Source organism: Lentzea sp. NPDC058450, from assembly GCF_042721395.1.
Taxonomy (GTDB): Bacteria; Actinomycetota; Actinomycetes; order Mycobacteriales; family Pseudonocardiaceae; genus Lentzea.
Map to the genome: position 1 here is coordinate 179,186 of NZ_JBHXLO010000005.1, position 10,841 is coordinate 190,026.

Here is a 10,841-nt window from a genome sequence, read left to right on the forward strand (position 1 = left end):
CTCGGAACGTTCCGAGGGGCCGTTCTGCGTCGAGGCCTACTTCTTGCGGGGAACGGCGAGGGCCGCGATCGCGCCGCAGAAGGTGAAGGCGGCCGCGCCGAACAACGCCAGCCCGAAGCCCGAGCCGAGCGAGTGCCGCAGTGGTTCCCCCTGCGCGATCAGGGAGTCCGCGCGCGCCGACGACATCGTCGCGAGCACGACCAGGCCGATCGCGCTGCCCATCTGCCGGATCGTGTTGAGCAGCCCGGACGCGAGGCCCGCCTGGTCGCGCGGCACGCCGGAGGTGGCGGCGTTGGTCGTCGCGTTCAGCACCGCGCCCATGCCGAGGCCCAGCACCGTGGTCGGCACCAGGATCGTGCCGAGGAACGTCGAGTTCTCGTCCGCTGTGGACACCCACAGCAGTCCGGCGGTGCCCGCGAGCAGACCGGCGATCAGCACCGGCCGCGGCCCGATCCTCGGCACGATCCGGGACACCCCGAACCCGCCGAGCGCGATGCCGATCGACAACGGCAGGTAGCCGAGGCCGGTGGCCAGCGCGCTGAGGCCCATCACCTGTTGCAGCACCAGGGTCAGGAAGTAGAAGGTGCTGAACAGGGCGGCGATCGCGAAGAACGCCACGATGTTCGTCGCCGTCACCTGGCGGTTGCGGAAGATCCCCAACGGCATCAGCGGGTGGTCCGAGACCGTCTGCTGGCGCAGGAAGAGCGCGAACAACACCAGCGACAGCACCAGTGATCCCGCGACCTGCCAGGAACCCCAGCCCAGCTCGTGCGACTGCGCGATGCCGTAGACCAGGGCCATCAGGCCGATCGTCACGGTGATCGCGCCCGGCACGTCGAGGCTCTTGCGGCCGCCGTTGCTCGCCGTCTCCGGCACGGCCCCGCGGATCATCGACACCAGCGCGATGCCGAGCGGCACGTTGATCAGCAGCACCCAGCGCCAGCCGAGCGACTCCGTGACGATGCCGCCGAGCAGCACGCCGACCGCGCCACCCGTGCCGGAAACGGCGCTCCACCAACCGAAGGCCTTCGCGCGGGCGGTCGGGTCGGTGAACGTCGTGCCGAGCACGGTCAGCGACGCCGGCGCCATCACGGCCGCGCCCAGGCCCTGGAACCCACGCGCCGCGATCAGCGTGCCGGGCGAGGTCGCCATGCCGCCGACCGCGCTCGCGACCGTGAACAGCGCGGCGCCGAACAGGAACACCCGGCGTTGCCCGAAGAGGTCCGCGAGCCGGCCGCCCAGCAGCAGGAAGCCGCACACCGCGATCGTGTACGCGCTGTTGACCCACTGCAGGTCGTGCCGTTCGAAGCGGAGGTCCTCGAAGATCGACGGCAGCGCGACGTTCATGACCGACGCGTCCAGCACGTTCATGAACTGCGCGAGGCAGCACACCGCCAGAACAAGCCCGAGCTTCGCGCCCGGCTTGTTCAGCGTGGCGGTCATGCGCGCACCAGCCGGAAGAACGTCCGCAGCTCCTCCACGAGCACGACCGGGTTCTCCAGCGCCGGGAAGTGGCCGCCCGCAGGCATCTCCTTCCAGTACCGCAGGTCGGTGAACCGGTGCTCGGCCCACGCCTTGGGCATCCGCGCGTCGGCGGGGAACACCGAGAACCCGGTCGGCACGCCGACCTGGGTGAGCGGGGACTTGTTGTAGCTCTCCCAGTACAGCCGGCCCGACGACGCGGCGGTGGTGGTGAACCAGCACACCGAGACCATGTCGAGGATCCGGTCGCGGGAGATGATCTTCTCGGCGTCGCCGTCGTGGTCGCTCCACGACCAGTACTTCTCGCCCGCCCAGCCGAGCTGGCCGATGGGGGAGTCGGTGAGACCGTAGGCGAGCGACTGCGGCTTGGTGTTCATCACCGCCGCGTACGCGGACTCCTTGGCGGCGAACTCCTTCAGCGCGCCGAGGCCTTCGTAGTCCCGTTGCGTCAGCTGGACTTCCGCCTCGGGCGCGGAGGCGAACGGCATGACGAGGTGGATCGCCTCGACGTGCTCCGGCGCGATGTGGCCGAGGATGCCCGTGATGAACGAGCCCCAGTCGTTGCCGTGCGCGTAGAACTTGTCGTAGCCGACGCGCCCCATCAGCGTGACGAAGGCTTCCGCGATGTGTTCCAGCGTCCAGCCGGTTCCGGTCGGCTTGTCGCTGAAACCGTAGCCGGGCAACGAGGGCGCGACGACGTGGAACGCGTCGGCCGGGTCCGGCGGGTTGGTCAGCGGCTCGATCACGTCGAGGAACTCGGCGACCGAACCGGGCCAGCCGTGCGTGAGCAGCAACGGCTTCGCGTTGGCGTGCGGGGACTTCGCGTGCAGGAAGTGGATGCCGACGCCGTCGATCTCGGTCTTGAACTGGGGGATGGCGTTCAGCCGGGCTTCCGTGGCGCGCCAGTCGTACACGTTCGCCCAGTACTCGGCCAGTTCCTTGGCGTAGGCCAGCGGCATGCCCTGCGACCAGTCGTCCACGGTCTCCGCGTCCGGCCACCTGGTCGCTGCCAGCCGCCGGGTGAGGTCCGCCAGTTCGGAGTCGGGAACCTCGACCCGGAACGGCACGAGTGCAGTGTCCATAGGCGCGAAGGTAGGAACGGCGGCTCGACTCCCGGTCGACATTCAGGTTTCGAGCCGCCTTCGAGGCGCGCGTAGCAAGGTTCGGCGCGAGGCCAGGCCGTAATTCCACTGGAGGTGTCCCGTGCTGCCCCTTGAACTGGACGAGGAGTTCCCGTTCAGCGGTTCCTCCTACCGCGGCCCGGACCCCAAGTACGACACACTGCGCGCCGAGTGCCCCGTTGCCAAGGTGCGCACCAATTCCGGCACGCCGACCTGGGTGATCACCAAGTACGAGGACGTCCGCGCCGGGCTCGCCGACTCCAGGCTGAGCCGCGCGTTGACGTGCGCCGAAGGTGCTCCCCAGGTCGGCGGCGCCATGACCACCACGCCCGAGATGATCATCTCGCTGGACGGGTCCGAGCACTCGCGGCTGCGCAAGCTCGTGATGGGCGCGTTCACCGTCCGCAAGGTCGAGGCGATGCGGTCGGGCGTGCAGAAGGTCTGCGACGAGCTGCTCGACGGCATGATGGTGACGGGCGGGCCGGTCGACCTCGTCGAGGCGCTGTGCGTGCCGCTGCCGTTGACGATCATCGGCGACCTGCTCGGCGTGCCGACCTCCGACCTCAAGATCTTCGAGACGGACGCGCGGGCGTTCGCCACGTTCGACGAGAACGACCCCGAGGCGCCGATGCGGGCGTTCGGCCGGCTCGCCGGGTACGTGATGGGCCTGATCGCGCAGAAGCGCGAGAACCCCGGTCAGGACATGCTGTCGGACCTGATCTCCGCGCGGGACAACGACGACAAGCTGAGCGAGCAGGAGCTGGTGACGTTCGCGTTCACCCTCATCGGCGCCGGCTTCGACACCGCCGCGAACCAGATCTCCAACTCCGTGCTGGCGTTGCTGCACGACCACCCCGACACGTGGAAGCGCCTGGTCGCCGACCCGGCGCTGATCCCCGCGGCCGTCGAGGAACTGCTGCGGCACGTGAACCTCTTCGCCACCGACACCACCGGGTTCCACCGCATCGCCTCGGAGGACCTGGAGCTCGGCGGCCAGAAGATCGCCAAGGGTGACGCGGTGTTCTTCGTGCTGTCGTCGGCGAACCGCGACGAGGACGTCTTCGAGAACGCCACCGAGCTCGACATCGACCGCGCCAGCAACCCGCACATCGCGTTCGGGCACGGCGTGCACTACTGCCTCGGCAAGCAGCTGGGGCGCATGGAGATGGCGATCGCCATCGAAGGTCTGACCCGCCGTTTCCCGGACCTTCGGCTCGCGGTGCCGTACGAGGACCTGAAGTGGCACCAGGGCGAAATCAATCACTCACTCGTCACCTTCCCAGTCAACTGGGGCTAGAGATACAAGGAGAGCCATGAGCATCCCCGAGAAGCAGTGGGAGGTCAGGCTCGCCAAGCACGTCGAGGACGACCTGACCCTCGAGCACTTCGACGTCGTCGAGGTCGCCGTCCCCGAGATCGGTGACGGTGAGGTGTTGGTGCGCGTCGACTACGTGTCGGTGGCCGCCGCCTTCAAGGAGTTCATGAGGTCCGACTGCCAGATCCCCGGTGTGCCGCCGTGGAAGGTCGGCGAGCCCGCCGGTGCCGGTGGTGTGGGCACCGTGGTCAAGTCGAACAGCCCGGACCTCGCGGTCGGGGACCTGGTGCAGTCGTTCGGTCCGTGGCAGGAGTACTGGTCCGGTCCGGCGCAGCAGTTCATCAAGCAGAACGGGCAGTACGTGCCGTCGCCGGTCTACTTCCTGTCGCAGGGACCGACCGCGTACTACGGCATGGCGACCATCGCGCAGGCCGGCGAGGGTGACGTCGTGTTCGTCACCGGTGCCGCCGGCGGTGTCGGATCGCTCGCCGGGCAGATCGCCAAGGCCCGGGGTGCGCGCGTGATCGGGTCGGCCGGCAGCCAGGCCAAGGTCGACTGGCTGGTGAACGAGCTCGGCTTCGACGCCGCGTTCAACTACAAGGACGGTCCCGTCGCCGACCGGCTGCGCGAGCTCGCTCCGGACGGCATCAGCGTGTTCTTCGACAACGTCGGCGGCGAGCAGTTCGAGGCGGCGATCCAGGCCGCGCGCCCGCACGCCCGGTTCGCGTTGTGCGGCGCGCTGTCCAACCAGAACGACGGCGCCGACAACCCGCGGATCGACCTGATGACGGCGATCACCAAGCACCTGGAGATCCGCCCGTTCGCCTGCTACCACCTGCCGGAGCAGATCCAGGACTGGGTCGTCCACTTCGGACAGTGGTTGCAGGAGGGCAAGTTCGTCTTCCCGCACACGATCGTCGAGGGCGGGGTCAAGTTCGCGCCGCAGGCGTTGCTGTCACTGTTGGCGGGCGAGTACACCGGCAACGTGACGGTCAAGTTCTCCTGACGCGCGTGCTGTAGAAGGGGGCGCCTTCGCTGGCGCCCCCTTCGAGGTGTCAGCCGAGTCGTTGCGCGACGATCCTGATCGGCGCTTCCCGTGCTGTGGTGCCGTTCTCCAGGCGCACCACGGCTTTCCCGTTGCTGACGAACTCGTCGCCGCGCAGCACCGCGTCCTGTGCGATCTCGATCGTGCCACGAGCCTCGACCAGCTCCTCGTCGATCCGGTAGCTGAACGTGTCGGGCCCTGTCTGGGTCCACGTCCCGGATCCCCTTCCGCCCACGACCAGCATCGCCGTGCCGTCGCGGGCGAACTCGAACTCGCTCTCCGTGTCGCCGCCGGGTCTGCCGACCCGTGCGCGCCACCTGCCCACCGCGAGAATTCCCATGCCTCCAGGGTTTCCGTCCGACCTAGACCTGGACTCAAGGTTCAACCAGCAGGGTGGACGGTGACTGCACTGCCGAGTGGAAAGAAGCTGGAGGCGTCATGTCGGACGCACCATTTGCCGGACAGCAGGTCGTCGTGACGGGTGGGGGAACCGGCATCGGCCGCGCGGCGGCGCTGGCGTTCGCCGACCTCGGCGCCGCGAACGTGATCATCACCGGCCGCCGCGAAAGCCGCCTCACCGAGGTCGTCGCCCTGCACCCCGCGATCACCGCGGTCGTCGCGGACGTGACGACGGCCGAGGGCGCCCAGAAGGTCGCCGACGCCGTGAAACTGGGCGGCGGCAAGGTGGACGTGCTCGTGCACAACGCAGGGATCTTCCGCTTCACGCCGGTCGCCGGCTTCGACCTCGCGACCGCCCGTGACGTGCTGGAGACCAACCTGGTCGGCCCGCTGGTGCTGACCGCCACCCTGTTGCCGCAGCTGACTTCGCCCGGCGGCAGCATCGTGTTCGTCTCCAGCAACGCCGGGCACATCGCCGTGCCCGGTGGTGGCGTGTACGGCGCCAGCAAGGCCGCCGTGGACAGCCTGGTCCGCAGCTGGGCCCTCGAACTCGCACCCCAGGGCATCCGCGTGAACGCGGTCGCGCCCGCGGCGGTGCGCACGGAGGTCTACGCGGCCAACGGTTTGAGCCCCGAGGAGGTCGAGGGTTACTTCGGCTTCCAGGCCTCGCAGACGCCTCTCGGGCGCACCGGTGAGGTCGACGACGTCGTTCCGTGGATCACCCGCTTCGCCGAGCCGGCGAGCTCGTGGGTGACCGGGCAGGTCATCACGCTCGACGGCGGCGCTGACCTGGCGTGAGCCAACCTTTCGACTAGGAGGAAGACCCAGATGACCAGCACCGCCGAGCCGGGTGTGGACACGTTCCCCTACAAGCGGACTTGCCCGTTCACGCCGCCCGCGCAGTACACGCAGATGGCCGAGGAGGACGTCGTCGAGGTGACGCTGACCGGATCCGGTCTGCGGATCTGGACGATCAGCGGCTACCACACGATCAAGCAGCTGCTGACCGACCCGCGGATCAGCGCGTCGCGCAAGCACGACAACTTCCCGTTCTACTTCATCGCGCCGCCGGAGTTCCGCACCGAGACGTCGTTCATCGGGTACGACAACCCGGAGCACACCAAGACCCGGCGCAAGGCGGCGGTGACGTTCACCAACCGCCAGGTGAAGCGGCTGCGCGGGCGCATCCAGGAGATCGTCGACGAGTACATCGACAAGATCCTGACGATGACGCCGCCGATCGACTTCCACCGCGAGTTCTCGCTGGCCGTCCCGATGACCGTCATCTGCGAGCTGCTCGGCATCCCGCAGGACGAGCACGACTTCTTCATCGAGCACGGCACCTGTCTGCTGGGCGGGCACTCGACGCCGGAGCAGCGCCAGGCCGCCATCGTCGAGGTGAACGCCTACGTCGACAAGCTGATCACGTTGAAGGAGAAGGAGCCGGGCGAGGACCTGCTCTCCCGCGCGATGGCCGAGTACGCGGCCTCGGGCGAGGAGTACACCCGGCGCGACCTGTTCAACATGATCCGGCTGCTGATGAACGGTGGCCACGAGACCACCGCGTCGATGCTGTCGCTGGGCACCGCCGCGCTGCTGGAGCACCCGGACCAGCTGAAGCTGCTGCTGGACGACCCCGAGGGCATGATCGAGCCGGCCGTCGAGGAGCTCGTGCGTCTCGCGACCATCGGTGACACCGCCATCCCGCGCGTCGCGCTGGAGGACATCGAGATCGCCGGCAAGACGATCAAGGCGGGCGACGGCATCCTGTGCCTCGGCCTGAACGGCAACCGCGACCCGGAGATCTTCCCGGAGCCGGAGAAGCTGATCCTGGAGCGCGGCACCCGCAAGCACCTCGGCTTCGGGCACGGCCTGCACCACTGCATCGGTGCCGACCTGGCGCGCCTGGAGATGCAGCTGGTGTGGTCGACGCTGTTCCAGCGGATCCCGTCGCTGCGCCTCGCCAAGCCGTTCCTGGAGATCCCGCGCAAGGAAGGCGCCGTGATCTACGGCCTGTGGGAGCTCCCGGTCACGTGGGACATCCCCGCGGAGGACTGAGCACGCCGAAAGGGGCCCCGCACCTCGGTGCGGGGCCCCTTTGCGTTGGTGTGGCTAGTCCTTCGGGATGTTCGGGCGCTGCACGTGCCCGGGGATCCTGGTGTGCTTGGCCGCGGGCAGCACCCCGTCGACGAGGTAGTCGTCGACCAGGGTGTCGAGGACCTCGTTGCCGGCCAGCCCGTACACCTCGTGGTCGCCCGAGTCCTCGATGAGGACGAGCGGGTGGTCCAGCAGCGCGGCCAGCTCGATGCCGCCCTCGACCCGGTCCATCGGGTCGCCGTCGGCCTGCACGACGAGCCCCTTGGGGTAGCCGGGCTGCGCGAGCTTCGTCGGCGGCTCCAGGCTTTCGAACGTCCGGAACGCGCCGACCCACGGCTGGGCCCGCAGCACGCCGTACCCGTACGGGTGCTCGGCGCGGTGCTTGCGGACGTCGGCGTAGTAGACCTCCAGGTCCTGCGGCCAGTAGGTCTCCAGCGTGATGGCCTCCAGCACGCCGACCCGCAGGTCGCCCTCGGAGTCCTGCGGCCGCCAGGTGGCCTGCCCGACGATCAGCGACCGCGCCTTGTCGTAGTTGGCGTCCTGCAACGTGGTCCGCAGGTCGCCGATGAGGTAGCCCAGCGAGTCCCACTGCGCCCGGTCCGTCGACCGCGTGCCGACCGCGCCGTCGAACAGCGTGCGCAGCTGGATCTGGTCGCCCTCCTCGAGCTTCGCGACCACGGCCTCGATCTCGTCGAGGACGTCCTGGCGCGTGGTGCCGAGGTGGAAGTGCCCGTCGCGCTCGGCCGTCCAGTCCGCCCACAGCGCGACGTTGCGGTACACCGCCTCCGCCTGCGTGACGAACTGCTCGCGCCACGTCCACTGTGGATTGATGCACGAGTCGAGCACCGTGCGGTCGAGGTTCTCCGGGAACATCGTGCCGTAGACCGCGCCGACGTAGGTGCCGTAGGCGTACCCGACGAACGAGATCTTCTCCTCGCCCAGCACGACCCGGATCAGGTCCATGTCCCGCGCGGTGTTGCGCGTCGTGATGTGCTGGCGCAGCTCGCCGCCGGCCTTCTCGCAGCCGAGCTCGCGCAGCCGCATGTCCTCGGCCAGCTGCTCGAACAACGAGTCCGGCGGCCGGGAGTCGAAGGGCGCCTTGGGGATCGTCACCTCGCTGTAGAGCTTGGTCGACTCGCCGTACCCGCGCGGGTCGAACCCGATGAGGTCGTAGGCGGTCCGGACCCGCTTGCCCAGCAGCTTGATCAGCCCGAGGCCGTCACCGCCGTCGCCACCGGGCCCGCCGTTGACGGCCAGCAGCACACCGCGCCGCTTGTCCTTGTCGGTCGCCTTGAGGCGGGCGATCGCGATGGTCAGCTTGGGACCGTCCGGGTCGGAATAGTCGCGCGGCACGACGACGGTCGCGCGTTCAAGGCCGTCCTCGAACGGCGGTGACCAGTTCACCTGCTGGTCGTAGAACTCCTTGAGGGGCACGGTGGAACCTCCGCGGGTGGGTGTACGCCGACACCGCAGAGTCGCAACACCTGCTCGAATGCCAGCGGAGCAACGGGCCACGCGCCGGGTTTGTGGCGAGACGGGGTGTTCGAGGTCAGCGGCCGGTCGCGCCGTCGATCAGCTCGCGGATGATGTCGGCGTGCCCGGCGTGCCGGCCGGTCTCCTCGATCATGTGCGCGAGCCGCCACCGCACGTCCTCCACCGCACTCCCGTCGAGCACCTCGTTCGACCGCTCGACCGCCTCCCGGTAGCCGGCCACGACGTCCGCCACGCTGTCGCCGTCCGGCACGTGGAACGTCGCCTTCCAGCTGCGCGGCTTCACCCCGAGGAACGTCGCCCGCTCCACGAACGTCAGGTGCCGCACCAACCCCAGCAGGTTCGTCCCCGACGGCACCATCGCGGTCCGCACCTGGGGTTCGGGTGCGCCGTCGACCTTGGCGACGACGGCCTCCCGCAGGTAGTCGAGGAACCCGCGCAGCACCTCGGTCTCACTCCCGCCGGTCTTGGGCGGCGGCTGGTCACGTTTCCTGGGCATGCCTCGATTCTGCGTGGACACCCGCCCGAACGCACGGGAACTTGCCGTTGTGGCAAGACCATGAACGCTCAAGGTGGTCTCCACCACGTGCAAAGCGCGGCCGGTCAAGGTGATCCTCGTCCGGCGAGCCGCAGATCCGTGGGAGAACTGCCATGCCAAAGATCACTTACGTAGCGCACGACGGTGTCGAGACCGTTGTCGACGTTGCCCAGAACGACTCCGTGATGCGCGGCGCGGTTCTCAACGGCATCAAGGGAATCGTCGCGCAGTGCGGCGGCGGTGCGTCGTGCGGAACCTGCCACGTGTACGTGGACCCCGAGAACACCAAGCCGCTGTCCCAGATGCACCAGGTCGAAGACGAGCTCCTCTACTTCACGGCCTGCGAGCGCAAGGAGAACAGCCGCCTGAGCTGCCAGATCCCCGTGACCGAGGAGCAGGACGGGCTCGTCGTGCACATGCCTGAGAAGCAACTCTGAGGGAGAGAAGAAGCATGAGCCAGCGACGGGTCGCCCTGGTCACGGGCGCAACCAGCGGTATCGGGCTTGAGGTCGCGCGCAGCCTCGGCAAGGAGGGGCACGCCGTCTTCGTCGTCGCCCGCAACGCCGAGAACGTCACGACCACGGTGAAGCAGCTGCGGGAAGAGGGCATCGAGGCGGACGGCGCGGCGAGCGACGTCACGTCCACAGAGGACATCAAGGCGGCCGTGCAGAAGGCCGTGGACGTCTTCGGCCCCGTCGAGATCCTCGTCAACAACGCCGGGCGCGGCGGCGGTGGCATCACCGCCGAGCTCGACGAGGACCTGTGGCTGGACGTCATCGACACCAACCTCAACGGTGTCTTCCGCTTCACCAAAGAGGTGCTGAGCACCGGCAAGATGGTGGAGCAGAGCTGGGGCCGGATCATCAACATCGCCTCCACCGGCGGCAAGCAGGGCGTCGTGTTCGCCGCGCCCTACTCGGCGTCGAAGCACGGCGTGGTCGGCTTCACCAAGGCCGTCGGCATCGAGCTCGCGAAGACCGGCATCACGGTCAACGCGGTGTGCCCCGGCTACGTCGAGACCCCCATGGCCGGCCGGGTGCGGCAGGGCTACGCGAACCACTGGGGTGTCACCGAGGAAGAGGTCCTCGAGAAGTTCAACGCCAAGATCCCGCTGGGTCGGTACAGCACGCCGGAAGAGGTCGCCGGTCTCGTGACGTACCTGACGACGGACACCGCGTCCTCGATCACCGCGCAGGCGCTGAACGTCTGCGGCGGGCTGGGCAACTACTGACATGCGCGGCGAGTCGGTAGTCGTCGTCGGGGCCGGGCAGGCGGGCTGCCAGGTCGCGGTGTCCCTGCGCGAGCAGGGACAACCCCGCCCCCAAAACCAGAAAAGGTTCAAAATCGCGCCCC

Annotated in this window: 11 protein-coding genes; 6 read left to right on the plus strand and 5 right to left on the minus strand. The window is 68.7% G+C overall.

All coding sequences use genetic code 11. From position 1 onward, the window contains the following. Positions 1-36: 36 nt before the first annotated feature. Both ACFWNN_RS10790 and ACFWNN_RS10795 read right to left on the minus strand, forming a co-directional pair. Positions 37-1,443 (minus strand): MFS transporter, encoded by a 1,407-nt coding sequence (locus ACFWNN_RS10790; RefSeq protein ID WP_382439669.1) that lies wholly within the window; start codon positions 1,441-1,443, stop codon positions 37-39. Beyond that, positions 1,440-2,564 (minus strand): epoxide hydrolase family protein, encoded by a 1,125-nt coding sequence (locus ACFWNN_RS10795; RefSeq protein ID WP_382439670.1) that lies wholly within the window; start codon positions 2,562-2,564, stop codon positions 1,440-1,442. Before ACFWNN_RS10795 ends, ACFWNN_RS10790 begins: the two co-directional genes overlap by 4 nt. A 121-nt stretch (positions 2,565-2,685) precedes the next feature. On the opposite strand from ACFWNN_RS10795, the gene ACFWNN_RS10800 reads away from it, so the two are divergent. Together ACFWNN_RS10800 and ACFWNN_RS10805 are read left to right on the plus strand one after the other, a co-directional pair. Further along, entirely contained in the window at positions 2,686-3,900 is a 1,215-nt protein-coding gene (locus tag ACFWNN_RS10800; protein WP_382439671.1) for a cytochrome P450, read from the plus strand. Positions 3,901-3,916: 16 nt separating this feature from the next. Next, positions 3,917-4,924, plus strand: a complete 1,008-nt coding sequence (locus ACFWNN_RS10805) for a zinc-binding dehydrogenase (protein WP_382439672.1) — start codon at positions 3,917-3,919, stop codon at positions 4,922-4,924. Positions 4,925-4,973: 49 nt separating this feature from the next. On the opposite strand, the gene ACFWNN_RS10810 is transcribed toward ACFWNN_RS10805, so the two are convergent. Further along, a complete protein-coding gene (locus ACFWNN_RS10810) occupies positions 4,974-5,303 on the minus strand; it encodes a hypothetical protein (RefSeq protein WP_382439673.1) in 330 nt (109 codons plus the stop codon). A gap of 98 nt (positions 5,304-5,401) precedes the next feature. On the opposite strand from ACFWNN_RS10810, the gene ACFWNN_RS10815 reads away from it, so the two are divergent. Beyond that, complete coding sequence (locus ACFWNN_RS10815) at positions 5,402-6,160, plus strand: SDR family NAD(P)-dependent oxidoreductase (RefSeq protein WP_382439674.1); 759 nt, start codon at positions 5,402-5,404, stop codon at positions 6,158-6,160. Between the two features lie 30 nt (positions 6,161-6,190). Then, on the plus strand, positions 6,191-7,420 hold the full coding sequence (locus ACFWNN_RS10820) for a cytochrome P450 (RefSeq protein WP_382439675.1): 1,230 nt from the start codon (positions 6,191-6,193) through the stop codon (positions 7,418-7,420). A 54-nt stretch (positions 7,421-7,474) separates the two neighbouring features. Here ACFWNN_RS10820 and ACFWNN_RS10825 read toward each other — a convergent pair whose 3' ends face one another. Together ACFWNN_RS10825 and ACFWNN_RS10830 are read right to left on the minus strand one after the other, a co-directional pair. After that, positions 7,475-8,893: an alpha/beta fold hydrolase gene (locus ACFWNN_RS10825; protein WP_382439676.1), complete on the minus strand. Its 1,419-nt coding sequence runs from the start codon at positions 8,891-8,893 to the stop codon at positions 7,475-7,477. A gap of 115 nt (positions 8,894-9,008) precedes the next feature. Continuing rightward, positions 9,009-9,449: a DinB family protein gene (locus tag ACFWNN_RS10830; protein ID WP_382439677.1), complete on the minus strand. Its 441-nt coding sequence runs from the start codon at positions 9,447-9,449 to the stop codon at positions 9,009-9,011. A 152-nt stretch (positions 9,450-9,601) separates the two neighbouring features. Between ACFWNN_RS10830 and ACFWNN_RS10835 the strand changes: the two genes are divergently transcribed. Together ACFWNN_RS10835 and ACFWNN_RS10840 are read left to right on the plus strand one after the other, a co-directional pair. Continuing rightward, complete coding sequence (locus ACFWNN_RS10835; RefSeq protein ID WP_382439678.1) at positions 9,602-9,925, plus strand: 2Fe-2S iron-sulfur cluster-binding protein; 324 nt, start codon at positions 9,602-9,604, stop codon at positions 9,923-9,925. Between the two features lie 14 nt (positions 9,926-9,939). Beyond that, entirely contained in the window at positions 9,940-10,719 is a 780-nt protein-coding gene (locus ACFWNN_RS10840) for an SDR family NAD(P)-dependent oxidoreductase (RefSeq protein ID WP_382439679.1), read from the plus strand. Positions 10,720-10,841 lie beyond the last annotated feature (122 nt).

Bases quoted from the DNA above. Each gene is read 5' to 3' on its own strand.
- ACFWNN_RS10830 (WP_382439677.1), bottom strand. From the start codon at position 9,449: ATGCCCAGGAAACGTGACCAGCCGCCGCCCAAGACCGGCGGGAGTGAG.
- ACFWNN_RS10805 (WP_382439672.1), top strand. From the start codon at position 3,917: ATGAGCATCCCCGAGAAGCAGTGGGAGGTCAGGCTCGCCAAGCACGTC.
- ACFWNN_RS10815 (WP_382439674.1), top strand. From the start codon at position 5,402: ATGTCGGACGCACCATTTGCCGGACAGCAGGTCGTCGTGACGGGTGGG.
- ACFWNN_RS10835 (WP_382439678.1), top strand. From the start codon at position 9,602: ATGCCAAAGATCACTTACGTAGCGCACGACGGTGTCGAGACCGTTGTC.
- ACFWNN_RS10795 (WP_382439670.1), bottom strand. From the start codon at position 2,564: ATGGACACTGCACTCGTGCCGTTCCGGGTCGAGGTTCCCGACTCCGAA.
- ACFWNN_RS10790 (WP_382439669.1), bottom strand. From the start codon at position 1,443: ATGACCGCCACGCTGAACAAGCCGGGCGCGAAGCTCGGGCTTGTTCTG.
- ACFWNN_RS10820 (WP_382439675.1), top strand. From the start codon at position 6,191: ATGACCAGCACCGCCGAGCCGGGTGTGGACACGTTCCCCTACAAGCGG.
- ACFWNN_RS10810 (WP_382439673.1), bottom strand. From the start codon at position 5,303: ATGGGAATTCTCGCGGTGGGCAGGTGGCGCGCACGGGTCGGCAGACCC.
- ACFWNN_RS10840 (WP_382439679.1), top strand. From the start codon at position 9,940: ATGAGCCAGCGACGGGTCGCCCTGGTCACGGGCGCAACCAGCGGTATC.